Below are 26,279 nucleotides of genomic sequence, written 5' to 3'. Positions count from 1 at the left end.
AGACGAGGAACTGCTCCAGCACGGCGTCTCGTGGATGCCATCCGTAGACGAGGCTCTTGCCGGACTCGGCACGCTGACCGGAGCCGATGTGAACGTCCGCGTGGCGGACATCGCGGCCGATGCCGGGGCCGAGTCCGTCGTCGAGGTGTTGCTGGCTTGGGCGGACAGCTCTCAGCCAGACGAAGCCGTCCGGAGCGATCGAACGGGGCAGCGTGTCGGTGCTGCGGACGTGCAGACGCTGTCCATCATGTCCGAAGCGTTCGCGGACGCCGACCACCGCCTTGGCGGCGGTCACGCCCGCAGTACTTTGGCACACTATCTAGCCAGCGTCGCCATCCCGCTGGCCGCAACCGGCAAGTACAACGATCAAGTCGGCCAGCTCCTGTTCACCGAGATCGCACGTCTCGCCGACGTCGCCGGCTTCATGGCGTTCGACGCGGGCCATCAGCGCCTTGCCCGGCGCTACTTCACCCACAGCCTGCGGCTGGCGAAGGCTGCGGGAAACTACGCCCTGGCAGCGCACATCCTGACCGACCTGTCGATGCAGGCCCTTCACATCAACCATCCCGACTCGGCTGTCGCCAGTGCGCAAGCCGCGGTCGAAGCAGCCAACAAGGATCGCTCGCCCTTGACGCTCGCCCGCTGCCACGCCGTCGCCTCCCGCGCCTCCGCTGTTGCCAACGACCCCACGACGAGCGATCGGCATCTCGTCCAGGCCGAAGTCCTGCTTGACCAACGCGGCGACGCCGAGGAGCCACGATGGGTCTCCTTCTTCTCCGTACGCCAACTCACGGTCGAGGCCATGTACGCCTCGCACGCGCTGGGCCGGACCAGCTACGTGCAGCGGCACGCTGACGCAGCCCATCTGGATGAGGCAGCGGCCGACGCGATGCCGCGGCGTGATGTCCTGGCCAATACGACGCTCGCGATGTCCTATCTCCAACCGGGCAACACCGACGTCGAGCGCGCGTGTGCGGTCATGGCCGGCTGCCTGCCGCTGATCGGACGACTCACAAGCGCCCGCGCCGTGGCCGCGATCGAACAGACCCGCTCGCGTCTGGCAGACTTCAGCGCCAACGCCGCTGTGAAGGAGCTCGATGCGGCGTTCGCACACGCCGACGCAGTCGACAGCTAGGAGCACGGCGGCTTGACCAACGACGACGACCTTCAGGCCCAGCTCGTCGCAGCCTGCGCCAGCGCCGGAATAGACCCTGCTGATGCGCGACTGATCCACCACTACAGCAACGCCATCTACTACCTGCCGAGTGCAGAGGCGGTCATCCGCATCACCGTGGGGCCCGCTGACCTCGAACAGGTCCGGCTGACTCAGGCGGTGACCCGCTGGCTGGTGCAGTCCCACGGATTCCCCGCTACTGCGCCGCTTGGAACCGTCGAACCAGTCGCACTCGAATGCGGATCGGTAGCCAGCTTCTGGGAGTTCCATGAGCAACCAGTCGAGCTGAAGTACTCATCGACCGATCTCGCTGCGCTGCTGCATCGGCTCCACACGATCGACGACGCCATCCCAGTGCACCTTCCGTCCTGGGTCGCGTTGACCTCGCTGGAGGGCGCGCTCGCTGAGTCCGTGCCCGAGACGGTGCTGGCCCGCGACGATGTCGCATGGCTCAAGCAGGAGATCGTCAAGGTACGCGAACAACTCACCGCCATCGAGTGGCAACTCCCACCAGGCCTCGTCCACGCAGATGCGTGGGCGGGAAACCTGCTCGCGAACAGCCGCCCCCACGGCCTGCTGCTCGGCGACTGGGACTGGGTCAGCCACGGGCCTCGTGAAGTAGACCTAGTGCCGACCTGGCACGCCGTGCGCAGGTACGGCCGTGACAACGCTTGGAAGAGCGCCTTCGCGGCCGAATACGGCTACGACCTGGCTCACTCCCCAGGCTATGAAGCACTCATGCACATGCGCGACATGATGCAGCTCACCGGACCGCTCCGCCGCGCCAGCGCGGACCAACGATACTTCACATTCCTGCAGCAGCGGTTCTCAGGGATCCGCGCCAGCGACCGCTCGTCCCAATGGCTCGCGCTCTGAACAGAACGTCATGGAGCCATCGCAGGCGAACAACTAACGCTCCGAAGGCGGGGGCCGCCGACAAAAGTCAGAAGGCTCGGCCCCTGAGGGGACCCGAACGGGTGGCGAGCACCTGCCCTGCGGAGAATGAGTGACACGGCGGCACCACGAAAAACAGGCCGTCACCATACGGAGTCGCTACGGCCGTCATCACACCGTCATCACACGGGGCCGTTTCAACGACTTTACGACTCGAGTCGACTCGAGTGCTCGAGTCAAGGAAACGTAAAACCCCAGGTCAACATATGAGCCTGGGGTTCGGGCGCGGTGCCCCCGGCAGGATTCGAACCTGCGACCATCGGATTAGAAGCACCGAGGTTGTCGACCATCAGGCCGTCATCTGAGGTCGACCTGGGCCAATCCGTGCCGGTCTGTCCACATCCATCAAGCCGCCGCTGTCATCGAGTGCCATTCGAGGGTGATCTGGTCCAGTGCCGGCCCTGGACCGTCCCTGGACCACCGCCGGTCAGCCTGCATCGCGATTCCATGCGCCTACGACGTCGGCGGACCTCCACACGATGTCACCGCGGGCTCGGTCCAGACCGAGGCCGTCGATGATCCCGCCGAGAGATGCGACCACCAGTTTGACGTCTGATTCGGCGTATCCCGGGATCTCGGTTGCCGCACGATGCAGCGCTGCGAGATCGCGGTGGTCGAAGGCACCGGTGAGCCATTTCACCGAACCCACGAAGTACAACCTTCCGGCGACGGGGCCCCGGTCTGCGCCGACCAGGTCGACCTCGGGATCGAACCGCCGGTTCCACCATCCGCCCACGGCTTCGACATCCGGGCACTCCAGGGCCTCGCCGGAGGCCGCCAGCAGCAGTGACTCGCGGATCAACGGCTCGACAGCCCGGCCGCGCCAGGTCGGCCAGCGTCGTTGCACCAGCGCGAACGCCGCTTCGGGGCGACCACGCCGCACTTGTTCGGCCGCGGAGCGCAGCGCCGCTAGGTACAACCGCAGGTTGCTGTCGGCCACCCGGTACAGTCCCGGCTTTCCGGCCTGGGTCGACAGCGGCTGGTCCAGAGCCAGAACCTGCTTCTGCTCGACCAATCGGCCCAACAACGGCGACAGGGTGCCGGACGGCAGGGCACCGGAGCGGCTGCCGGCGGTGGCGGCGATGTTTGCATGGGTACGATCCCCGCCGCCGACTGCTTCCAGGATCCTCCGCGCCACATCCGGCACCGGGAACTCGGCCATCAGTGTGGCCTCCGGCACCCCGAACAGCGGGGAGGCCGGATCGGCGCACTCGGTGCGGATGAACTCCAGCGCCGGCATCCCATGCGGCCAGGCCCTCAGGATCCCCGGTAGTCCTCCGGACACCAGGTGGGCATCGATGGCGTCAGCATCGGCCAGACCTGTCGCGTCGGCTGTCTCGGCCGGGTTCAACGGCCCCAGGACCAGCTGATCGGCGCGGCCGAAAAACGGACGGTCGTAGGCGGTCAGCCGTTCCATCATGTGGATGTCGCTACCCAGCAGAAGCAACAGCACAGGCCTGGTCGACAGCAACCGGTCCCAGGCAGTCTGTAGCGCCCCGTCGAACAGTTCATCCTGCTCGGCCAGCCACGGCAGCTCGTCGATCACCACCACCACCGGCCCGGCAGGCAGCACCGAGGCCAGGATCCGGAAAGCATCGGGCCAGTTTCCCGGACCCGCGTCCGGCACCAGGTCCCGATCCTGGGGCACGGGCGTGGTCTTCAACTCACCGATGAACGCGGCCACCGCCTCGACCGCCGAGGCTCCCTTGGTCGCGGTGAAATAGAAATAGGGCACCCCCGCCTCGTCGCAAAACTCCTGCACCAATCGTGACTTGCCAACCTGCCGACGCCCCCGGATCGCGACCGCCACCCCCGACCCCGTCTGAGCTATCCGGTCAAGTCGCTTACGCAGCAGCGCCAGCTCGACGTCACGCCCCACGAAACCCGGCACGGCCATCCTCCATCTATGTAGCTACAATCTACATAGATTCAATCTACCTAACCTAGTTCGGACTCGCAATCACACACGCTGGCGAGCCTGGGCCGAAGGGCCGAGAAGACCTTCCACGCTGGTCACGGGTCCGTCCTGTAGGGCTCGGAAATACGATCGGGCCTGTGACCTGGGCTGTCAGATCGTCAGGGTCCGTTACGAGTCGGCCGACAGGTTCTGGTTCGCGGCACTCTCATCGTTGATTCCGCGCCGGCGATGGGCTGAGGTGTCCCCAGTCAGTCCGGCGACGCTGTTGGCCTGGCACCGCCGGCTGGTTGCTCGCAAGTGGGACTACAGCGCCCGGCGAAAACCCGGCAGGCCACCGACCGCCGCAGCGGTCAAGAAACTTGTGCTCACGATGGCTAAAGATTGTCCGATGTGGGGCCATCGCCGAATCCAGGGCGAACTGGTCAAGCTCGGCCACCAGATCGCGTCCTCGACGGTGTGGGAGATCCTAAACGCGGCCGGGGTCGATCCGGCGCCGCGGCGGTCGGGTCCGACGTGGAAGCAGTTCCTCACCATGCAGGCCCACCGCATCCTCGCGATCGACTTCGTGCATGTGGACACGATCGGCCTGAAACGCCTGTACGCCCTGGCCCTCATCGAGCACGGGACCCGCCGGGCGCACCTAGCCGGGGTGACAGCCCATCCGACCGGAGAGTGGACGACCCAGGCCGCCCGTAATGTCGTGATGGATCTGGCCGAGCGGGGAAAGAGGCTCAAGTTCCTGATCCGGGATCGCGACACCAAGTTCACCGACAGCTTCGACCCCATTTCCGCCGACGAGGGAATCCGCATCCTGAAGAGCCCTGTCCTACGCCAATACTCGGCCATCGGGTGTGACCTGGGACGGGGCATCTGGGAGGATCACGTCCCGTGGCTGTCGGTCTGCTGTATCGGATTTTCGTCAGCGTGCTGGGTTGGCTGGTGTTGTTGGCCCGGTCCTCGGCATCGAAGGACGCGGAATTACTTGCTCTCCGGCATGAGGTTGCGGTGCTGCGCCGGACCAATCCGAAGCCGCGGATTGACTGGTCCGATCGGGCAGTCTTGTCCGCGTTGGCCAGGGTCCTGCCGAAGGCGCTGCGGGCACACCGGCTGGTGACCCCCGGCACGCTACTGCGGTGGCATCGCCGGCTGATCGCGAACAAGTGGCGCCAGCCCAAACCGCCAGGTCGTCCGCCGATCCCGGCCGATGTGATGGCGTTGATCGTCCGGCTCACGAGCGAGAACCCGAGCTGGGGTACGGTGCGGATCCAGGGCGAACTGCGCCGGCTCGGTCACCGCATCGGCGCCTCCACGATCCGACGGATCCTCCGCTCGCGCAGGATCCCGCCTCCGGACCGGCGTAACGACACGTGGCGAACGTTCCTGCGCTCACAAGCAGAGACGATCCTGGCCATCGACCTTCTGCATGTCGACACTGTGATGCTGAAGCGGCTGTATGCGGCGGTCGTCATTGAGATCGGCAGCCGCCGGGCCCATCTGCTGGGCGTCACCGACCATCCGACCGGCGCCTGGACCACTCAAGTCGCCCGGGAACTCGCCACCGATCTGGAGCAGGCCGGGCACCGCTTCACCCGGCTGATCCGGGACCGGGATGCAAAGTTCACTGAGTCCTTCGACGCGGTGTTCACCTCGATCGGTGTCGAGTCCTTGCTGACCGCGCCGCAGACGCCGAGGATGAACGCCTACGCGGAGCGGCTGATCGGCTCGATCCGCCGCGAATGCTGCGACCGTCTCCTCATAGTCGGGCAGCACCACCTACGTCGGGTCTTGGGCGAATACCTCGAGCACTACAACTCCGGCCGCTCTCATCAAGGCCACGAAATGGGTCTGCGTGCACCGGACGATCGATCCAACGCGATCCCAATGCCAGTGCCTATCAACGAGATCCGCCGCCGAAAACGACTCGGAGGCTTGATCAACGAGTATCGAAAAGCGGCTTAACCCCCAGGTCACACCCAGTAGCAGGGTTTTGGAGTAGGACAGGCTTCGAGCACGAGATGCTCCAGCGGCGTGTCCGGCGCGCGACAGGCTTTGGCGACGATGGCGGCGTACGTGCGCATCCACTCGTCGACCGTCTCGGCATCCCAGAGATCGAGCGGGTGCTCTGCGAAGACGCGGTAGCCGTCGGCCGGATCCGGGTACGGGGCCACACCGAACGTCAGGTCGGCGCGGGCCGTGTCGGTCGGCAGGTCCTCGGTCACGACGGTGAGGCCCGGCAGGTCGATGCCCAGTTCGATCGAGTTCTGATGGACGGCGATGACCCGGAAGCGTTCCGGGACGTCCGGCACCCCGTGCTCCTTGAGATCGGCGAGGATCCTGCCGAGGGGCAGCAGGTTGTCGATGGCTCCCCACACCGCCCGGGACGCCTGATCCACCAGGTCCGCGAAGGCCGGTGCGCGGTCCAGACGCAGGCGCAGGGCCAGGCTCGTCGCCGAGAACATCACCGTGTCGGCGAAGATCTCGTCGTCGCGGTTCGCGTACGGGAACTGCATCACGAGGTCGCGCTGACCGGTCAGGCCGGCCAGCAGGACGGCGCCCGCGGCCGCGGTGACACCGAACGGCGTGGTGCGTCGGGCGCGGGCCAGCGCCTCGACGGCCGCCCGCGTCGCCCCCGGCATGGCGGAGGCCGAGGTGCGCCCGCGACCTGTCATCGGCACCGACCCGTCGCCGCGGGGCCGGTCGGTCGGCAGGTCGATGCGGAGCGGACTGCCGTCCAGAACGCCGCGCCAGTAGTCCAGGCGGTGTTCCACGGTGGCCGGGTCCAGCGGCCATTCGAGCTGTCGGCGCGCGTAGTCGCGCGGCTGCGCCCACACTTCCGCCAGACCGGACGGGGTGCCGGTGAGCGCGGCCCGGTACAGCTCGGCGAGGTCCCGCTGCTGGACCGTGAACGACCAGCCGTCGGTGGCGACGTGGTGGACGGTGTTGAGCAAGACCCAGCATTCCGAGGCCAGGCGGAGCAGACGGAATCTGGGCTCTGTGCTGACGCCGATGTCGAACGGCTTGTTCACCTCCTCCCGGCAGATCTCGGCGACCCGTGCGGCGCACGCCGCCTCGTTCAGGTCCGAGAGATCCTCCACCGGAAGCGTCCGGGCCACCGGCGCCAGGACGTCCTGGCGCCAGCCCGCCCCGTCGGAGCCGTCGGACACGATCCGCGTCCGCATCCCCTCGTGCCGGGCGACGAGCGCGGCCAGCGCGGTCTCCAACGCCACCGGGTCCAGATGGCCGGTGATCGTCATCTTGGTTCCCACGTTCAGGACGTGCGGGAGCGGCGCGTCGCGGCTGTAGGCGGCCAGCCCCGCCTGCTGGACGGTGGCCGCCTCGGAGGCGACGACTTCGGGCAGCCGGTCCGGCGGCCCCCCGAGACATGCCAGCAGGCCGCCGCGCCGCCGGCGCAGCTGGGTCAGCAGCTCGCCGGTGAGGGCGCCCGCCGGGGCGTCGTAGCGCAGGCCGCCGTCGCCCGACGGCTCCAGCCGGACGTCGAGGGCACGCAGCCGGTCGAGGAACTCCTCGGCGGTCGTCTCCATCACACTGTCCCTCGGACGCGACCGTGCAGCTCGGTGCCGGAGGCGTCGAGAGCGAGATCCGCCATGGCCGCCACCGTCGGATCGGCGAAGAAGTCGCTCACCGAGACGTCGATCCCGAACTCGGAACGGAACCGGCTCAGCAGCTTGATCGCGGTGATCGAGTGCCCGCCGAGATCGAAGAGGTCTGCGTCGTCCCCGACCGCGGAGACCCCCACACCCAGCACGTCGGCCCAGAGCTCGCGCACGGCCTCGCGACGACTGCCGCCGTCGGTCTGTGTCTGTGGTGCATCGGCCGGTGCGTCGGCTTCGGCGGGGCGGTCAGCCGGAACCATCGCGCCGGGATCCCACTTCCCCGAGACCCCGAGCGGAAGGCTGGAGACCAGCTGCCAGTCGTCCGGGACCATCGGACGTGGCAACGTCGCCCGCAACTGCCGCCGCCAGGCTCTGATCTGCCCGGCTTCGTCGGCGACGGGCTCTCCCGGCTGCACGAAGCAAGTAAGCCGGCCGTGCCCGCTCTTCGGATCGACCGTCCCGATCACACGCGCGGCCCGCACGCCCGGCAGGGCGGCGACCGCCGGAGTGCACTCGCCCGGCTCCACGCGCACGCCGCGGATCTTGACCTGTCCGTCGGTCCGGCCGTGGAAGTGGAGGTTCCCGTCCGCGCCCCACCGCACCAGATCACCGGTCCGGTACCAGCGGCGGCCGTCCCGGTCGGTCCGGAACCGATCGGCGTCCGGCTCGGCGCCGTGGTAGCCGAGTGCCACCTGATCACCGCCGACATGAAGTTCACCGACCGCCCCGGGCGGGAGCTCCCGTCCGTCGGGATCGCCCACGAGCAGCCGCACGCCCGCGGTCGGCACTCCCAGCGAAGGCTTCCCGGGACCGTCCGGATCCACCGGGCCCCACGTGCACAGGACGGCTACCTCGGTCGGGCCGTAGGAGTTGAGGACCGTGAACGGCAGCCCCGGGCGCGGACGGATGTTGAGCTGCTCGCCACCGGTACCCAGCGACCGCAGCCGGCAGCCGGCGGGCCATTCGAGCCCGATCACCTGCTCGGCCATCGCCGTGGGAAGCCAGGCGCGCGTGATGCCCTCATCGCAGTACCACGCGATCAGCCGCCGCGGATCCAGCCGCACCTCCTCCGGGACGACATGCAGTTCCGCCCCTGCGACGAGCGCGGGCCACAGCTCGATGTTCGCGGCGTCGAAACCGACGCTGCTATACCAGGCGATCCGGTCCGCACCGGTGACGCCGAGGCCGGCGCAGAAGCCCTCGAGCACGACGGCCATATTGCGATGGCTGATGCGGATGCCCTTGGGCGATCCGGTGGATCCGGAGGTGTACAGCCGGCAGAACTCGTCGTCGGGTGCGACCGCCGCCGACGACGATCCGACTGCGACCGCCGCCGCCGATCCGACTGCGGCGCCGGCCCCGCAGGCCTCGATGGTCGGCTTCGCGCCGTCGCCGTCGCCGCGGACGACGGCGACCGGCTGGGAGTCGGCGATCATCGCGGCCCGGCGCGGCCCGGGCTGAGCCGGGTCTAGCGGCAGGACGGCAGCACCGGCGGCGACGATGCCCACGGCCGCCGCCGCGTATCCGAACCCCCGGGGCAGGTGCACCGCCACGATGTCGCCGCGGCCCACGCCGAGGGTGCGCAACCGCGCCGTGACGCCGTCGGCAGCCCGGCGGAGCTCGGTACCGCTCCAGACCACGGCCCCGTCGACGATCGCCGGCCGGTCGGAGTCGGCAGGCCGCACCGACCGCAGGTCGGTCAGGACTCCCGGCAGACCGAAACCGGTGCCGAGCCGAGCCGCCAGCGCCTGGTCCGCCTCGGTGCGGGCCGGCAGGTCGCCGATCCGCTCGACGCCGTCGACGAACCCGTCGACGACCAGGCACAGATGATCGAGGAACCGTTGGACGGTCGCGGCGGCGAACAGACCCGCGTCGTACCGGATCCGGATCCGCAGTCCCTCCGCCGTGCGCAACGCGTGCAGCCCGAGCTCGAACGGGGCACCGTCGCTGCCCGCGTCCGCGCCGCGGGCCCGCAGCCCCGGCAGCCCCGTTTCGGACAGCGGCTCGCTGTCCAGGTCCGCCGAGACCGTGATCAACGGTCGCACGGCGGCCGGATCAGGGCTCAGCGACGCCAGCAGTTCCTCAAGGTCCGCGTCGTGGTGCTCGGCCGCGTCGAGAAGTGCGTCGCGGGTGGCCCGCACGGCAGCGCGGATCACGGTGCCGCCGGTCAGCGAGCAGCGCAGCGGAAGCACCTGCGCGAAGCAGCCGACCGTGTCGCGGTCGGCGGCCGCCCGCATCCCGAACGTGCTGCCGACCAGGAACTCGTCCTGACCCGAGAAGCGCCGCAGGACAACCTGCCAGGCGGTCAGCAGCGCCGCGAACAGCGTCACCCCCTGCCCTGCGCTCCACGACTGCAGCCGCTGGGAGCGCTCCGGGCCCAGCTCGATGGCCTGAGATGCCCCGGCGCCGGCCGTCCGGGTCCGGGGAAGATCGGTCGGCAGGCGAAGCACCGGCGGCACCGCGCCGAGGCGGGTGCGCCACCACTCGAGGCCCTCGGCGGATGCCGCCGGGTGGAGGGCCGCGTCCGCCGCGGAGCCGGCGGGATGGTCGAATCGTGGCTCCCGGCCCTCGATCGCGGCTCGGTAGCACTGGTGGAGATCCCCGGCGATGATCTCGGCCGAATGGCCGTCCGTGATCAGATGGTGGATGCCGAACAGCAGAACGTGGTCGGTGGCGGCGAGCCGGACGAGCACCGGGCGGAACAACGGGCCGGCCGCCGGGTCGTACGGCAGCTCGCCGAGCTCGCGCAGCGCATCCCGGACAGCGGTCTGCGGATCCTGTCCCCGCCGGTCGACGATCCGCAGGTCGACCTGCGGATCGGGACGGATGTACTGCTGAAGCCCGCCGTCCTGATTGTCCGCGCGGAACACCGTGCGCAGGCCGTCGTGGCGGGTGATCAGCATCCTGACGGCGGTGCGCAGTGCGGCCGCGTCGAGGAGGCCGTCGAACCGTGCCGCCTGCACCTCCTGGTACGCGCTCGACTCGGTGAGCTGACAGGCTCGCCAGAGCCGGCGCTGGATCGCGGTGGCCGGTGCCGTGCGGGTGACCGGTACCGCCGTCGCGGGCTGCGTGGCGGCTTCGACCGCCGGAACGACGGGGCCGGCCGGTTCCGTCTCCGGGTGAAACCGCAGCCGCAGCTCTGCCAGCAGCGCCATGCTCGACCGCAGCCGTTCGGGCGTCATGCCGAAGTCGACCAGGGCCGCGAGTTCGTCGACGCCCGCTGCGCGGAGCTTGTCGACCATCCCGGCGCAGCTCTCCGGTGAACCGATCAATGCCCGATCATCGCAGTACCGGGCATAAGCCTCCCCGAAGAGGTAGTCCAAGTCCTCGTCCGGGAGCGATCCGCTGTCGATCGCGCCGGTCGCGGGCGCCGAAGACCGCATGAACAGCGACGAGCGCAGGTACTCGCCCATCGGCCCGAAAGCCTCCGAGCGCGCCCGGTCGTGATCGTCGGCGAGATAGGTGTGGAGCAGCACCGCTACCCGGCCGGCCTCCGGATCCAGGCCGGCTTCGCCGCGGATCTTCCGGTAGTGCCCGATGTTCTCGGCGAGCTCCTCGAGCGACTGCCTCGCCAGATTCGTGACGACGCCGAGGTCGTTGCGGGCGGCCCGCTCGAAGGAGTCCCGGTCGCCGCCGGTGGCCAGGAACATCGGGGGCAGGTCCTGGACCGGCCGGGGATGCAGCCGCACCTCGAGCTCCGAGCCGTTGCCCGTAAGGCGGGTCAGCGAGCCTCCGCTCCACAGGGTGCGCAGCTGCCCGACGTATTCCATCGTCAGTTCCCGGCGTCCCTGGAACCGGTCCGGATACAGGGCGAAGTCGTCGGAGTGCCAACCGCTCGCACAGCCGATCGACACCCGGCCGCCGGACAGGTTGTCGACCACCGACCATTCCTCGGCGACGCGGATCGGGTCGTGCAGCGGCAGCACGACCGAGCCGGCGTTCAGCCTGATCCGGCTGGTCTGCTGGGAGAGCGCCGAGGCCAGCACCGACGGGCTGGGGAACAGCGCGCCGAACTCGTGGAAGTGCCGCTCGGGGAGCCAGGCGGCGTGGAAGCCGTGGTCGTCGGCGAACCGGACGGTCTCCGTCAGCAGCGCGTACTCGTCGCGGGCGCTGTCCTGGCGGCGATGGCTGCCGAAGAAGTACACGCTGAAATCGGGTGCCCGGCGCAGCTGCTCCGCCGGTGCCGCCCGGCGCGGCGCGGCGTGGACCTTCGAGGACGGGAAGAACCCCGCGTCGCGGAGCTCGGTCAGCGAACCGGTCACCGCCTCGACAACCCGGTCGACGTCGTCGTCGGTGTGCGCCGTGGAGAGGTAGAAGCTGCGCCATTCCCAGACGTAGACCCCGCGCAGCACCAGGTGGTGGTACAGCAGGTCCAGGTCGGCCTTGTGTCGGAACCGGAACATGGAGCCGTGGTGGTCGAGCTCGAGCGGGTACTCGTGCTCGGCGAAGAAGGCGTTGAGCGTGCCGGCCAGCCGGTCGGTCCGGGCGTTGAGCCCCTCCTGGAGGGCGGGCCCCTCCTCCACCAGGTGGGTGAGCACCGCCTTGGCGGCCGCCATCGAGACCGGGTGCTGCATATAGGTCCCGCCGAAGAAGGTGGTGTCCCGCGGCGGGACGCTGTCGTCGCCGTACTGCCAGAACCCTCCGTCGACGCCGTCCATGACGTCGGAGCTCCCCGCGATCACCCCGATCGGGTAGCCGCCGCCGACCGCCTTGCCGTAGGTCGAAAGGTCGGGCACGACGCCGTAGAGGTCCTGCGCACCGCGCTGATGCGGCCGGAACCCGGTCAGCATCTCGTCGAAGATCAGGGCGATCCCCAGCCGCCGGGTAAGCTCACGCAGCCGCCGCACGAATCCGATCGGCCGCAGCCGGGGATTCCGGCACTGCACCGGTTCGACGATGACCGCGGCAACGGACTCGCCGAGCGCCTCGATCGCCTGCAGCGACTCCGGACTCCCGTATTCGAGCACGATGAGCTCGGCGACCGCGCTGAGCGGAATCCCCGGCGACACCGGAACGGTCCCCCGCTCGGCACCGTGGCCGACCCGCCGGCCGAGCACCGAGTCGATGTGGCCGTGGTAGGAACCGCTGAACATGACGACCTTGTCGCGACCGGTCGCGTTCCTGGCCAGGCGGAGCGCCGCGGAGTTCGCCTCGGTGCCGGAGGCCGCGAACGCGATCCGCTCGTGTCCCGTCAGATCGGCGATGAGCTGGGCCACCTCGCCGGTGTCCGCACTGCGCGGGCCAAGTCGGACCCCGCGCGCCAGGTGCTCGCGGACGGCCTCGGCGACCGGCTCCGGCTCATGGCCCAGGAGCAGCGCGCCGAAGCCCATGGTGATATCAACGTAGGAGTTGCCGTCGACGTCAACGAGCCGCGAACCGTGTGCGCTCTGCGCGGCGATCGGATAGAGCATCTCCTTGCTCCCCCGACGGAACCCGACCACGGCCCGGCTGTCGGCGAGGACGCGGCGGTGGCGCTGCGCGAGTTCCTTCGACGTCGGCATGCGGCCGACGAACCGTCGCGTGAGCTCGTCGATGTGGCGGCGCTGGGAGGCCTCGGCGGTGGCGGTCATCCCGGAGTCGGCGTCGAGGACGACGTGGGGGCCGTGGGATGCCGGGGAGCCCGGCGCGACTGGAAGCCCGGCGGCCTCCGGAGCCGGCGCGGGAGCCGGGAGGCGGATCTGCACTCCCGTGCCGGATCCTCCTCCGTCCGTGCCGGATCCGCCCGGGTCCGGGTCGGACCGCCGGCTGCGGACGAGCTCGGCAGCCAGCGCGGGCGTCCCGAACTCCTCCAGCAGTTCGCGCAGCGCGATGCGGACCCCGAACTCGTGCTCCAGGTCCTTGACCATGCCGATCAGCTGGAGCGAGTCGGCGCCGAGGCCGACGAACGGACGGTCGGCGCCGACCTCGGCGGGGCGGCAGCCCAGATGGCGGGCCGCGATGGCGGTCAGCCGGTCCAGCACGGCGTCTTCTGCACGATGCACGGTACTTCCCCGATGTTCGAACTCTGCTGGCGGTGGCGGGCCGACCCAGTGCCGGGTGCGGCGGAACGGATAGGTCGGGAGCGGGATGCGTCGGCCCTGGCAGTCCGCGAGCAGACGGCCCCAGTCGACCTCGACGCCGTCGCACCACAGGCGGCCGAGGGCCGACCAGAACGTGTCCAGCCGCCTCTTCGGGGTCTGCGATGCGACGGCCGGCGGGCCGGCCGGCAGGGCCCGGCGGGCCAGGCCGGTGAGGACCGCGTCCGGGCCGATCTCCAGCAGCAGCGCCGATCCGTGGGCTCCGGCGTCCCCCAGCCGGGCCAGGACCTCGTCGAACCGGACCGGATCCCGCGCCTGGCGGACCAGGTACTCCGCGTCCGGCGTCCACCCGGCGGGGCGCACGACGCCGTCCAGCCCCGACACGAACGGCACCGTCGTGGGCCCGAACGCCGCGCCGCGCGCGACGGCGGCGAAACCCGCCAGGACCGGATCCAGCAGCGAGGAGTGGAAGGCGCGGTCCACCAGGAGATCGGTCCAGGGAACGCCGTCGCCGTCGCACTGGCGCAGGGCAATGGCGACAGCCTCCGGAGTCCCGGCGATCACGTGGTGGGCCGTGCCGTTCGAGACCGCGAGCTCGACACCGGGCCAGACCACGGCCAGGGACTCCACCAGCGACCGGTCGGCGAACACCGCTGCCATCCGGCCGTGCGTGGTGCCCGCCATCAGACGGCCGCGCGCCGCGGTCAGCCTCATCCCGTCGGCGATGTCCAGCGCCCCGGCGGCGCACAGCGCCGCGTACTCGCCGACGCTGTGCCCGGCCACGATATGCGGTGCGACACCCAGGTCGGCCCAGAGCCGGACGAGGGAGGTCTGGAAAGCGAAGATCGCCGGTTGCGCGATGTCGGTGCCCCACCGGGCCGCCGGCTTGTCGAGACCGAGGAGATCGGGAAGGAGCGAGTCGCCGCCGGCCGCCCGGTAGGCCTGATCGCAGTCGTCGAGGGCGTGCCGGAAGACGGGGAACCGCTCGGCCAGCTCGCGCGCCATTCCCGCGTGCGGGCCGCCCTGTCCGCTGAACAGGAACGTCACGCGGGCGTCCGCCGGACCCTCGGGAACGCTGCCGGAGAGCCACCGCGATCCGGAGGCGTGCGCAGCCGTCGCGCCGTGTTCCAGCCAGTCGTCGACGGCGCCGGCGAAGTCTTCGGAGCCGCTCCCGAGCAGCACGAGCCGGTGCCGGCGATGACGACGTCCGAGAGCGGCCGTGGTGACGACGTCTGCGGACCGGCTGCGGTCCGCCGACGACTGGTCGCCGGTCGAGGACTCGGTGAGAGCCCTGCGATAGGCCTCCGCCACGTCCCGGAGCGCGCCGTCCGTGTGCGCGGACAGCGGCAGCACGGCCACCGGCGCCGCGTCTGCGCGACGCGCGGCCGGTGGCGGAGCCTCCTGGAGGATCACGTGCGCGTTCGTGCCTCCCATGCCAACGGAGTGGACCGCTGCCCGACGGGGCCCGCCGGTCTGCGGCCAGGGCCGGGATCGCGGCGAGATCGTGAACGGTCCGTCCGCCGCTGCGATCGTGGGGTTGATCCGCGTGTGGCCGGCCAGCAGCGGGATCTCGCCGTGCTCCAGGACCAGGACGGCCTTGATCAGGGCGGCCAGGCCGGCGCAGGCGTCCAGATGGCCGATGTTGCCCTTGATCGTGCCGAGCTCGCAGAACCCGGTCGCGCCGGACGACGACCGGTACGCCGAGCTGAGAGCCTCGTATTCGATCGGATCGCCCTTGACCGTCCCGGTCCCGTGCGCCTCGAGGTAGCCGATCGACTCGGCGGGCACGCCCGCGTCCCGCAACGCGCGGACCGCCGCCTCCCGCTGGCCGTCGACACCCGGCGCCGCGAAGCCCCGCTTGCCGGCACCGTCGTTGGAGACGTCGCTGCCGATAATCACGGCACGGATCGCGTCCCCCGCGGCGAGCGCGTCGTCCAGGCGCTTGAGCACCACCGCCGCGACGCCGTTGCCGCCGACCGTCCCGTCCGCATCGGCGTCGAAGGGCCGCAGGCCACCGGTCGGCGAGATCGTCGAGCCGGGCATATGGCGGTGGCCGGACACCTGCGGCAGGTGCAGCGCCGCCGACCCGACGACGGCCAGGTCGGCGTCCTCGGCGATCAGCGCGCGGGCAGCGAGGTGGACGGACACCAGGGAGCTGGAACACGCGGTCTGCACGCTCATGGCGGGACCGGTGAGCCCGAGCCGGAACGCGACGCGCGCGGCGGCGAAGTCCGGCGCGTTGCCCACCTGCACCTGCTTGCCCGATGCCCAGTCGGGACTCCAGCCGGCCACCGTGAGGTTGTTGGCCAGGTAGTTCTGCATCGTGTACAGCCGGTATCCGGTGCTGGCGTACACGCCGACGCGGGTGCCGGGCTGCGGCTGCGCGTACCCGGCGTCCTCAAGCGCGTGGTGGCAGCATTCGAGCAGCAGGCGCTGCTGGGGGTCGGTGACCTCGGCCTCCCTGCCCGAGATGCCAAAGTACTCGGCGTCGAACTGTGCGATGCCGTCCAGCAGCGCACTGGAGCCGACGAAGTCCGGTTCGCGGTAGTCCTGCTCGGGAACTCCCGCGCGCGCGAAGTCGTCCTCGGTGAAGCGGCGGATGTGGACCGCGCCATCACGGATGGTCTGCCAGAACTGCTCGGCGGTGTCGGCGCCGGGGAACCGGAACGCCGTGCCGATGATCGCGACCGCCCGGTTCACGCGTCCGCACCCTCTTCGGCCGGGACCGCGCCGGAGGCGCCGGACCGGACCAAACCGCCAAGCGGCGGGACCGCCGCCGCCGTGCTCCGCCGCCGGGTCGTCGCGACGAAGACCACCGCCACGCCGATGGCGATCAGGTGCAGACCGCCGACCACCTCCAGCGGGGTGAGCCGCTCGAGCAGACCCGAGCACACGATCATCCCGATGCCGAACCCCGCGTTCTCGACGGTCGCCGACAGGCCGAACGCGTGGGTCCGGGCGGAGACCGGCAGCGTCTGGAGCGAGGAGGTGTACGAAACCTCGGTGAAGCCGTCGGCGGCCCCGGCGACGACCGCGATCACGACGGTCGGCCACAGACCGAGCCCGGCGAAGGCGGCGATGAAGGCCGCTGACATGACGATGGTGCCGACGCCGAACCCGGAGGCGCCGGTGGCGAATCCGTACCGCCTGGCCCCGAGCTGCACGGCCTGCTGCACCAGGATGTTCCCGATGGCCCAGCACAGCCAGAACCGCGCGACGAAGTCGGCGGGGTGCGCGGCGTCCGCGGTGGCCGAGTACACGGGGAGCGCCACGTTGTGCGACGACGAGCCGAGCGCGTCCACGGCACGCAGGCCGACCATCAGCAGGAGCAGCGGGACCGCGCGCAGGGCGGCGACGGCCAGGCGGCTGCCGGCCAGCGGACCACGGCTCGGCTTTCCGGCGTCGATACCGGCGGCTTCGGTACCGGCGGCTTCGGCGGGCTCGGCCGGTGCGGCCCCGGCATCGCGCGGGAGCCCGAGCACCGCCGCCGCGCACACGAGGTAGGTGGCGGCGTCGATCAGGAAGGCCGCGGTGAAACCGAGGTCCGCCACGACGAGCCCGGCCGTCGCGTACCCGGCGACCATGGCGAGCGACCGCCCCATCACCAGGTGCGAGTTCGCCCGGTCCCGCCGGTCGTCGCCGACGACCTCGGGAATCATGCTGCGTAGCGAGACCGCGAACAGCGTGCCGGCGTATCCGGCGATCACCGCCAGCACGAAGCACAGGGCGACCCGCGACCCGTGCGGCGCCGCGCTGAGCCCGAACAGCGCCAGCGCCTGGATCAGGCACGTCACGATCATCGCCCGGCGGTGCGGAACCCGCTCCAGCAGACGGCCGCCGGTGATACCGCTCACGACGCCGCTGCCCAGACGGAGGGCCAGGTACACGCCAACGGCCAGCGACGACTTGCTCGCCTCGTACACGAACAGCGCGAGGGCCACCGAGTCGAGGTAGCTGCCGTACGCGGAGACGGAGTATCCCGCGACAACGGCCCGGAACCTCCTCACGACGGCACCGGCCCCAGCGCCTCGGCGAGCACCCGGTACTCCGCCGTCGGCAGCCGGCGCCGCCCGACCTCCGGATGGTTCGTGCCGTCCGTAGTCACCTGGAGCGCGGCGTGGTCCGCGTCGGCGTCGCGGAACTCGGCGATGCGTCGCAGTACCCGGTCGGCGTCGCCGCACGCCACGACCGCGTCGACCAGCCGGTCGCTGCCACCACCGCCGAGGTCCGCGTCCGTGAAGCCGAGCCGTCGCAGGTTCGTGGAGAACCCCCGCTTGTCGAGGTAGAAGCCGAGGGCCCCGCGCGCCGTGGCCCGGGCCCGCTCCGGGGCCGGTTCCAGGACTACCTTCAGCTCCGGGGTCAGCAGCGGCCCGGGGCCGAGAGCCTGCCGCGCCTGCCGCGTGTGCTCCGCCGTCGTCAGGAACGGGTGCGCTCCGGCGCTGCGCTCGGCGGCCAGCGCCAGCATCTTCGGCCCGACGGCGGCCAGGATCCGTGCGGAGGCCGGTGTGCCGAGCCGGTCGAGCTCGTCGAAGTAGGCGATCATGCGCGCGTACGGCGACAGCCACCACTGGGCCGCCTCCCGCGGTCCGTTGCCGACGCCGAGCAGCAGGCGGTTCGGATGGGAGACCGCGGCCTGTGCGGCGGCCGCCGCCGCCACGGCAGCCGGATGCACCCAGATGTTCGCGATCCCGGTCGCGACGGCGATCCGCGACGTCGCGGCCAGCATCGACTCCGCCGCCGCGAACAGGCCCGGCTCGTTGCCGATCCACAGGGTGCCGAAGCCGAGCCCGTCGAGTTCGGCGGCGGCGTCGGCGAGGCCGGCGCCGTGCGCGTCCCACAGCGCCCACGGGGCCCACAGTCCCATCCGTCCCAGGTCCACGGTCATGACAGCGCCCTCCGGAAGGCCTCGAAGATCAGATCGTCGTCGCCGGGTCCGGTCCGCCAGTTGCTGAACACGACCCGGACGGCCGGCGTCCCGGCCAGCACCGTGGGCGTCACGAACACCTGCCCGCTCTCGGCGACGGCCGCGACGACCACCTTGACCGCCTCGGCCGCGTCGGCCGGGTTCACCGCGCCGGCTCCGTCCTCCCCGACGGTGAAGCAGACCACGTTGAGCCGGACCGGGGCCGCCAACCGCACGCCGGGCAACCCCGCCAGCCGCTCGCCGAGCAGCTTGGCCGAGGCGATGTTGCGCTCCACGATCTCGCGGTGGCCCTCCACACTCGGCTGCCACTCAGCCACCGCGCTGCACGCTGAACTGACCGAGCGCGGACTGGTCTGCAGCTTCCGCACCCTGTCCCGGTATCTGCGGACCCTGACGGTACGCGGCGTACTGCCGCCGACTACCGTCACCCCGCCGAAGACCAGGACCCTCGTAGGCTGGCTCATGCGGCCTGAGGCCGCGCTGACTGAGGACGAGCGCAGCGGCCTGAAACAAGCACTGAACGACTGCCCTGACCTGGCCCGTCTGCGCGAACATGTCGCCGCCTTCGCCGGCCTGCTCACAAGCCGGCCGAGCAACGGACGCCTACTCAAGTGGGTGAACGCAGCCCGAACGGACACTCTGCCAGCGCTGAAGACCTTCGCCACAGGACTGGACAAGGACTGGGACGCAGTGCTCGGCGCGGTCACCTCGCCATGGAGCTCCGGCGTCGTAGAGGGCACCGTCACCAAGATCAAGCTAGCCAAGCGGCAGATGTATGGACGAGCTGGGCTCCCGCTTCTCCGAAAGCGCGTCCTGCTGCTGTGACGACAACCACCGGACACGTCACGAAAATCTTGCAAGAGCCAGGTATTCGGCAGGCACAGAGTCGGGTCAACGCTAATTGGCTCCGCAAGTACGGACCTGTGTAGTAGCGAGAGCAAAGTCGGGTCAGCAATGGTGCTGATACATGACGAGCAAATTGGCCGGAGGCCTCGCATCGAGCATCGCCCAAGGTCACTCGGACGAGTATGAACCGACGGTCAAGCACTCGCCTGCTGCTTGTCGGCTATGGCGAGCAGCGGCAAGTTCTGCCGCGCACGTTCAGCTGGCGTCATCGGTAGGGTTCGCGTCGCCTCTTCCCAGTAAACATCTTTGGTGTGCTTCATCAGCACGTGCCAAAGGTGGGGCATGAGCGACTCCGGAGTCGGCCCGAGACCGGAGTCGTAGTCTCCGGTGGTCACAGAGGTGATCTCTTGCGGCGGGATGATGTAGTGGCCGTCTTCCTTCAGCGTCTGCAGGTTCCGTTGGACTGCGGCACTCTCCCACATGGACGGGTTCATCGCCGGCGCGAACGCTATCGGTCCGCGTGAGGCCAGAATCGCGGTCGACAGGACGTCGTCCGCGATGCCGTGGGCGGCTTTGCCGAGGATGTTCGCGGAGGCGGGCAGTACCACGAAGAGATCGGCCCAGCGAGTGGCGGTGATATGGGGGCTCTTTGATTGGGGCGTGCCCCAGATGTCGGCGATGACCGGGCTGTCGGTGTGGAGTTCCACCGTCTTCGGGTTCACCATGTCGCAGGCGGTTCGGGTCATGATGACGCGGATCGACACGGCGAACTCTCGTCGGATTTGCGCAAGGTACCCGCCTATTTGGGAGCAGTGGATCGATCCGCTGACTCCGATCAGCAGCTTCTCGCAAGGTAGGGCGTTGTTCATGGTTTTCCTTCTTCGGTGCGGAGGCTTGGTGGTCTACACGGAGTTCGGGTGGGATCTGCGGCGGGATGAGCGGATGGGAGGCGACTCTGATCAGAGTCGCCTCCCATCCGGCGGCCGGTTAGCAGCCGTAGTTGTCGAGCTTCCGCTCGCGCTTGCTGTTGATCCGCGACTTCGCGATCCAGGTCATGGTGGGCACCCCCTCTCTGCTTTCTGACGGTGCCGGCTGAGTGTTCAGCGGCGGGTAACGGTAGGGCGGTACTTTCGCCGTGCCGCCCTACCGGGCTCTAGGGGACGCCGGCGGGCTTGACGAAGAGGCTCTCCGCGCGGATGAGCTTCAAGGTGTCGCCGATCGTGTGCTTGGACTTAGGGCACTCGGCTTCGTCCTCGTCCATCCATTCCTTCGGACAGATCGCGCCGTGGCACGTGGGGCTGAAGTAGCAGGTGACGCACTTCTTGCCGGCGTCCATGCCGTTGGTCTCCGTCCACAGCGCCATCTTTCGCCAGTCCAAGTCCATGGTCCCGTCGCCGTGGAGCTGCCCCACGATGTTGCGATCGTGGTAGTCCAGCTCGACGGTGCATTTGTAGACCTTGCCGTCGGACCCGATGACGAACGAGCGGGGGTTCGCGGCGTAGCAGGTGGCACCACTGGGGCGGAGCATGTCGATTCCGTGCGCGTCCCGGAAGCCGGCGTCCAGCGCGAGCTTCTTGGCTTCGATCAGGGACCGAAGCATGGGCCTGCCTTCGCAGACGCTCAGATCGGCGTCGTTTTGTCCACCCCAGCGCCCGATGGGCTGCAGTTCGGTGACGAACCGGTCATCCCCGCCGAACTCGCTCTTCAGCATCTCGTAGAACTCCGATACGCGGGGAAGGTTCCCCGGGTCGAAGTTGTGGCGGATCGCGACCTCGAAGTCGTGGTCGGACTCGTGGAGATACCGGAGGTTCTCCACGATGCGGGCGAACGTCTTTTCGCCGTTCGCGCCGACCCGGCGTTCGTCATGATCGTGCTCGACGCCGTCCAGAGAGATCTGGAAGTTCGTGAGCCCCAGCGGGAGGATCCGTTCCGCGTATTCGGGAGTGAGCTCGTATCCGTTCGTCGTCGCGGCGCAGAGGAACGCCGCCCCGGTCCGCTCGGCGTATGACTGGCAGTACTCGGTGATCTCGGCCACGACATCGCCGGCCAGTAGCGGTTCCCCGCCGAACCACGAGAGGGTCAGCTGCTCCAACCCGGACTGTGACTCGACGTACCTTTTGACACCGTCCCGGATATCCTGGGCCATCTCCCCGCGCAGGAACGCCTCATAGCAGTAGACGCAGCGGAAATTACACTGCTCCGTGGGCATGACAATCAGCTCAAGGCTCTTGTCCGTGTAACGCTGGATATAGTCTTCGTGCGCCAGCGCCGATTCATCGACCCCTTCCGACACCAGGAATCCGCCTTGCTCCAGGTCTGCGAGAATACCGCCCAGAGGCCCTTCCGTCACCGTGCCGGGCAGCAACGCGCTTCGTGCCGCATCAACGTCTCCATCGGCGACGACCCCGACAGCACCCGTACGTGCGCAGTACAGGATCAGCGAACCGTCCTCATCGTGGGACAGGCTCAGGAATCGAGAGGGAACGTAGTTGCTGTCATTTTTACGGTCACTCATCGAAGAGCCTTCCGATAGCGGCGTCCGGCGTGTTCCGAGTAATACGGAACCAGAGGATCGAGGGATGAGTCAATAGTCTGCGAAATAAATTCAATTGTCCAATTGCTCGGACCCGCTCCAATGAATTGGACAATTAAATGGCGTCTACGCAGATGGTGGTCCGGTCAGGCGCCACGCGCTGCACACGGCGCCAGCAGTCATTCGGCCAAGCAACACGAGCGAGGACACCGTCGCAAGCCGATACTTGGCCGGCCCTGCCGGCCACCCATCACCGCGGTAGTGGAGGCGGTCGAAGCACAGTCGATGTCGAGCAGATGTCAGAGCACGAATCAGACCTGCCTGGATGCGCAGCACTTGCCCTGTCGACCCGGGGGCGGGTTGACACGATGCCTGTCGCGACTACTGTCGAAAGTGCTATCGAGAGGTCTATCGACGGCAGGGGGATGATGCAGGAAGGCACCCTTGTCGGGGTTTCTGGTGCGTCCAGGATCCTCGGCACTACGCCCGATGCTGTGTACAAGCTCATCTACCGGGACCGATTCCCGTCTCCAGATGTGCTTGTCGACGGGCGACGATGTTGGTATCCAGCCACGATCCGCACTTTCGCGAGGAAGTTCAGGCGCGGCCCAGGCCGGCCGCCCTCGGCCGGGCCGGGCCCGCCGCGTCGCGCCGTGAGGAGGTATCTGCCAAGAATGAACGCGACATAGTCGCGTTCCCGCGGAGATCGGACGACGTCCTAGCCGGCCGTGCAGTCGGTAGCGCGGCATTCGATTCGAACCACCGGCTCGCGTGATTTCGCGCGGCTGGTGGTGGGCGGGCGGCATACCACCAGCTCTGCTCGACTCGCAGTTCACGGACCAGCCGGCCGAGGCAAGTCAGCGGGGATGCAGATGGAGATCGGCCCCACGCCGTTTCATGTGATGGTGCGCTTGGTTAACGGGTGGCTGCCCGGCGAACCTGGCCTACCTGGCCGCTGTGGTGTCAACGGCCACGAAGTGTCCTTGTTGGGCGGATGTCGGAAGGCGAGGTCGGCGGACATCGGAAATGGTTCTGGCGCTGATCTTGTGACTGGCCGGGTTCGTGATCTTGCCTGGTCACTGCGAGGATCGCGCGGTGCCTATCACAGTGTTCTTATGAACTCCTGCCGCACCTTGCCGGCGTCATCGTCGAGCAGATCGAGCGCGGCGTCGGGTCGGTAGTGCTGGGCGCTCGCGCCCGTAGCAACTCGGCGGCATGTCCGAACTGCGGCGATGCCGCGGGCCGCGTCCATGGCCGGTACGTGGGCAAGCTGCGGGACGTCGCGATCGGCGGCGTCGGCGTTGTGATCCGTCTGACGGTACGGCGGTTCCGCTGCCAGGACCCGGCTTGCCAGGCTGTCACGTTCGCCGAGCAGATACCGGGGCTGACCAGCCCGCACTCCCGGTTCACGCCGCTACTGCTCGACGAGTTCGACGCGATCGGCTTGGCGCTGGCCGGCCGGGCTGGAGCGCGGCTGTCTGCGAAGCTCGGTATCGCGGTGAGCAGGCACACCCTGCTGCGGCGGGTCCGCGCGCTGCCCGAGAGCCAGTCGGCGACCGGGCCGCAGGTCCTCGGGATCGACGACTTCGCCCTGCGCAAGGGCCACGTCTACGGCACGGTACTGATCGACATGACCACGCGTCGACCGGTCGAGCTGCTGCCCGAGCGCACCGCGGGCCCGGTCGCGGCGTGGCTACTCGCGCATCCCGGCGTCGAGGTGATCTGCCGCGACCGGGCCGGCGCCTACGCCGAGGCCGCCCGACTCGGCGCCCCCGACGCACTCCAGGTAGCTGATCGCTGGCACTTGTGGAACAACTTGTGCGAGGCCGTGGAGACGACGGTCGCCCGGCACCGCGGCTGCCTGCGCGAACCGGTCGCGGAGCCCGCCGCACCGGCGACGTTGGACCTGGCAGCGACCGAAGCGACCACCTCGCCTCTGGCTATCCGCACCATCGAACGGCACCGCATGGTCCACGAACTGCTGGATGAGGGCGCCACCCTGACGAAGATCCAGCGCAAGCTCGGCTGGGACGCCAAGACCGTCCGCCGCTACGCCGACGCCGACAACCCGTCCCAGCTCATGGGCGGTGTCACCCGGCCCAGCGTGCTGGACGACTTCAAGCCCTACGTCATCGAGCGCTGGAACGCCGGGATCACCGATGCCGTCGTCATCACCGCCGAGCTGCGCGACCTGGGCTATGAGGCCACCGACCGCACCGTGCGCCGGTTCCTGGCGCCCTACCGCAAACAGGCCGCGAAGATCCCGGCCGTCCCGGTGCCGCCGACGGTCCGGGACGCCACCGGCTGGCTGACCCGCCACCCCGAGGGCCTATCCGCCGACGAGCAACAGCGACTCAAAGGCATCCTGGCCCGCTGCCCGGAACTGGACGACCTGTCCGGGCTAGTCACAGACTTCGCCAAAATGATGGTCAACCTCGACGGACACCTACTCAACGCCTGGATCCCGAGGTCCGCATCGCCGAGCTGCCCGACCTGATCCCGTTCACCAGGGGCATCGTCCAAGACCACGCCGCCGTCACCGCCGGCCTGACCCTGCCGTTCAGCTCCGGTGCCGTCGAAGGCCACGTCAACCGTATCAAGATGCTGAAACGCCAGATGTATGGCCGCGCGAAGTTCGATCTGCTCCGCAAGCGGGTGATCTACGCCTGAAGATCACGGACGCGGCCGATCACAAGATCAGCGCCAGAACCTCGGAAATCCAGGTGTGTGCCCACCGAAGTCTCGGTGGGCGGGCTGTGGAGCTCCCGTCGGTGGTCAGTTCAGCGGGACCACCCCCTTGCCGGCGAGAGCCTGGGCCAGCCGGTGTGAGTCGCCGCTGGTCAGCACTAGATGTGCGTGGTGGAGCAGGCGATCGACTGCTGCGGTGGCGATGGTCTTCGGCATGATCGAATCGAAGCCACTGGGGTGGATGTTCGAGGTCACGGCGATCGAGCGACGCTCGTAGGCGGCGTCGATGATCCGGTAGAACGCCTCGGCGGCTTCCGCAGCGACGGGGAGCATGCCGATGTCATCGATGACGATCAGATCGGCCCGGCATATTCGGGCAACCGTGCGTGCGGTCGAGCCGTCGATCTTCGTCTTGGCGATGATCGCCGCTGCGGTGTCCCGGCCGACTCCGGGGATCTCATCGAGCCGGTCGAGCAGCGGCATGCGGGTCGGGTGGTCGGGATCGGGCGGGGGTGTCGGGTCCAACTCGGCGATCACGGCTTCGATCCGGGCGGTCAGCTCCTGGATCTGTGCGGTCAGCCGGTCGTGGTCGTCCAGCAGCATCCCGATCAGGTATGCGTGGTGGTCCTCGAAGTGTCCGGTCACGGCCTCGACCAGCTTGGGGATCTTGGCGCGCATCCGGCCTTGGGCCAGTTCGGCCAGCGTCCGCGGGTTGCGTTCGCCGGCGATCAGGGCGTCCAGCATCGCCCGGCCGGAGACCCCGAACAGGTCCGAGGCGCCATCGGTCTTGTCGGTCACCTTCAAACAGGCGTCCTCCAGGACCTTCTCGATCCGGTTGCGGTAGCGGGAGCGGTCCTCGGTCAGGGCGGTCCGCAGCCGGGTGAGTCCGCGTAGCTGCCGGACCGGCTTGCCGGGCACGAACGACGGCCGCAGCATCCCGCGCTCGGCCAGTTTGGCCAGCCAGATCGCATCCAGCTTGTCGGTTTTGGGCCGGCCCGGCACGTTCTTCACATCCCGGGCGTTGACCAGCCGCACCTTCAGCCCCCTGGCCTCCAGCTGGTAGAAGAAGGGCCCCCAGTAGTCCGAGGTCGCCTCCATCACCACCAGCTCGATGCTCTGACACACCAGGTGGTCGGCCAGCTCGGCGATCGCGTTGGTGGTCGCCTTCACCGGGAACGTCTTCTGCACCCGCCGATCAGGGTTCTTCTGGCTGGGCACCCTGGTGCACACCATCGCGCTGGCTTTGGCAATGTCGATCGCCGCAACCCGAGCCACCTGCTCGACGGCCTGTTCCAGCACCACCACTTCGGCATGCTCGTCCATCGGGACTCCCTCCCAATCCGCGCTCCCCAGCGACACCGCGCAGGCGCCGTCCGCACGGCCGCCACAGGGGAACGCCGACTCTGACCGGCGTGCTCAAGGCGACAGGACACAACCCCTCACCGGCGGCCAGGCCGGACTAGGCCACGGGATATCAACCCAAGAACAGATCGGCATCACCGCGGACGGCACCCGCACGCATCATTTTCGCGCCGACCCAGCGGCACGGCAACGAGCCGGGATGACTAGTACTCCAGCAGCGGTTCGGTGTTTCCGCTGGTGGCAGGCCTC

Annotated in this window: 13 protein-coding genes, 1 tRNA gene and 2 pseudogenes; 6 read left to right on the top strand and 10 right to left on the bottom strand. The window is 69.1% G+C overall.

Annotated elements, in window-relative coordinates:
• Together KGQ19_RS12980 and KGQ19_RS12975 are read left to right on the top strand one after the other, a co-directional pair.
• Positions 1–1,135 (top strand): NsdA family TPR-like regulatory protein (locus KGQ19_RS12980; RefSeq protein ID WP_212009360.1); only part of this gene is annotated, 1,135 nt, incomplete at its 5' end.
• Positions 1,136–1,147: 12 nt separating this feature from the next.
• Positions 1,148–2,050, top strand: coding sequence for a phosphotransferase (locus tag KGQ19_RS12975; RefSeq protein ID WP_212009359.1), 903 nt, complete (start codon positions 1,148–1,150; stop codon positions 2,048–2,050).
• A 307-nt stretch (positions 2,051–2,357) separates the two neighbouring features.
• Here KGQ19_RS12975 and KGQ19_RS12970 read toward each other — a convergent pair.
• Positions 2,358–2,423: transfer RNA gene (locus KGQ19_RS12970), tRNA-OTHER, on the bottom strand.
• A gap of 132 nt (positions 2,424–2,555) precedes the next feature.
• Positions 2,556–4,025, bottom strand: a complete 1,470-nt coding sequence (locus KGQ19_RS12965) for an AAA family ATPase (protein WP_212237301.1) — start codon at positions 4,023–4,025, stop codon at positions 2,556–2,558.
• A 163-nt stretch (positions 4,026–4,188) separates the two neighbouring features.
• On the opposite strand from KGQ19_RS12965, the pseudogene KGQ19_RS53405 reads away from it, so the two are divergent.
• Both KGQ19_RS53405 and KGQ19_RS12960 read left to right on the top strand, forming a co-directional pair.
• Positions 4,189–4,866 (top strand): annotated as a pseudogene (locus KGQ19_RS53405) (transposase family protein); the annotation flags it as partial.
• A gap of 68 nt (positions 4,867–4,934) precedes the next feature.
• The gene (locus KGQ19_RS12960) at positions 4,935–6,005 is read left to right on the top strand and encodes an integrase core domain-containing protein (RefSeq protein WP_212009357.1); all 1,071 of its coding nucleotides are present in this window, start codon (positions 4,935–4,937) and stop codon (positions 6,003–6,005) included.
• An 8-nt stretch (positions 6,006–6,013) separates the two neighbouring features.
• Here KGQ19_RS12960 and KGQ19_RS12955 read toward each other — a convergent pair whose 3' ends face one another.
• The 5 genes from KGQ19_RS12955 to KGQ19_RS12935 are packed head-to-tail and all read right to left on the bottom strand — an operon-like array spanning position 6,014 to position 18,876.
• Positions 6,014–7,588: a condensation domain-containing protein gene (locus tag KGQ19_RS12955; protein ID WP_212009356.1), complete on the bottom strand. Its 1,575-nt coding sequence runs from the start codon at positions 7,586–7,588 to the stop codon at positions 6,014–6,016.
• Positions 7,588–16,377 carry a type I polyketide synthase gene (locus tag KGQ19_RS12950; RefSeq protein ID WP_212009355.1) on the bottom strand — a complete coding sequence of 2,930 codons (8,790 nt, stop codon included), beginning with the start codon at positions 16,375–16,377 and terminating at the stop codon, positions 7,588–7,590. The genes KGQ19_RS12955 and KGQ19_RS12950 overlap by 1 nt, the downstream gene beginning before the upstream one ends.
• Positions 16,374–17,684 (bottom strand): MFS transporter, encoded by a 1,311-nt coding sequence (locus tag KGQ19_RS51840; RefSeq protein WP_212009354.1) that lies wholly within the window; start codon positions 17,682–17,684, stop codon positions 16,374–16,376. Before KGQ19_RS51840 ends, KGQ19_RS12950 begins: the two co-directional genes overlap by 4 nt.
• Complete coding sequence (locus KGQ19_RS12940; RefSeq protein WP_212009353.1) at positions 17,681–18,562, bottom strand: TIGR03620 family F420-dependent LLM class oxidoreductase; 882 nt, start codon at positions 18,560–18,562, stop codon at positions 17,681–17,683. Before KGQ19_RS12940 ends, KGQ19_RS51840 begins: the two co-directional genes overlap by 4 nt.
• Positions 18,559–18,876 (bottom strand): hypothetical protein, encoded by a 318-nt coding sequence (locus tag KGQ19_RS12935; RefSeq protein ID WP_212009352.1) that lies wholly within the window; start codon positions 18,874–18,876, stop codon positions 18,559–18,561. Before KGQ19_RS12935 ends, KGQ19_RS12940 begins: the two co-directional genes overlap by 4 nt.
• Between KGQ19_RS12935 and KGQ19_RS12930 the strand changes: the two genes are divergently transcribed.
• On the top strand, positions 18,863–19,426 hold the full coding sequence (locus tag KGQ19_RS12930) for a transposase (RefSeq protein ID WP_212009351.1): 564 nt from the start codon (positions 18,863–18,865) through the stop codon (positions 19,424–19,426). The two genes, KGQ19_RS12935 and KGQ19_RS12930, sit on opposite strands and share 14 nt — an antisense overlap.
• 215 nt (positions 19,427–19,641) lie before the next feature.
• Here KGQ19_RS12930 and KGQ19_RS12925 read toward each other — a convergent pair whose 3' ends face one another.
• Together KGQ19_RS12925 and KGQ19_RS12920 are read right to left on the bottom strand one after the other, a co-directional pair.
• Positions 19,642–20,316, bottom strand: a complete 675-nt coding sequence (locus KGQ19_RS12925; protein ID WP_212009350.1) for a flavoprotein — start codon at positions 20,314–20,316, stop codon at positions 19,642–19,644.
• A gap of 284 nt (positions 20,317–20,600) precedes the next feature.
• The gene (locus KGQ19_RS12920; protein WP_212009349.1) at positions 20,601–21,740 is read right to left on the bottom strand and encodes a radical SAM/SPASM domain-containing protein; all 1,140 of its coding nucleotides are present in this window, start codon (positions 21,738–21,740) and stop codon (positions 20,601–20,603) included.
• Positions 21,741–23,067: 1,327 nt separating this feature from the next.
• Here KGQ19_RS12920 and KGQ19_RS12915 point away from each other — a divergent pair.
• Positions 23,068–24,650, top strand: a pseudogene (locus KGQ19_RS12915) (ISL3 family transposase).
• 105 nt (positions 24,651–24,755) lie between these two features.
• Here the strand turns inward: KGQ19_RS12915 and KGQ19_RS50990 are convergent.
• Positions 24,756–25,991, bottom strand: coding sequence for an IS110 family RNA-guided transposase (locus KGQ19_RS50990; RefSeq protein WP_212009347.1), 1,236 nt, complete (start codon positions 25,989–25,991; stop codon positions 24,756–24,758).
• Between the last annotated feature and the right edge of the window lie 288 nt (positions 25,992–26,279).

The organism is Catenulispora pinistramenti (genome assembly GCF_018274385.1).
In the GTDB taxonomy this organism is placed as follows: Bacteria; Actinomycetota; Actinomycetes; order Streptomycetales; family Catenulisporaceae; genus Catenulispora; species Catenulispora pinistramenti.
This window is presented reverse-complemented; position numbering and strand designations above follow the sequence as displayed.

Excerpts from the sequence above, each read along its gene's own strand:
- KGQ19_RS12965 (WP_212237301.1), bottom strand. The coding sequence starts at position 4,025 with ATGGCCGTGCCGGGTTTCGTGGGGCGTGACGTCGAGCTGGCGCTGCTG.
- KGQ19_RS12955 (WP_212009356.1), bottom strand. The coding sequence starts at position 7,588 with ATGGAGACGACCGCCGAGGAGTTCCTCGACCGGCTGCGTGCCCTCGAC.
- KGQ19_RS12940 (WP_212009353.1), bottom strand. The coding sequence starts at position 18,562 with ATGACCGTGGACCTGGGACGGATGGGACTGTGGGCCCCGTGGGCGCTG.
- KGQ19_RS12930 (WP_212009351.1), top strand. The coding sequence starts at position 18,863 with ATGTTGCGCTCCACGATCTCGCGGTGGCCCTCCACACTCGGCTGCCAC.
- KGQ19_RS12925 (WP_212009350.1), bottom strand. The coding sequence starts at position 20,316 with ATGAACAACGCCCTACCTTGCGAGAAGCTGCTGATCGGAGTCAGCGGA.
- KGQ19_RS50990 (WP_212009347.1), bottom strand. The coding sequence starts at position 25,991 with ATGGACGAGCATGCCGAAGTGGTGGTGCTGGAACAGGCCGTCGAGCAG.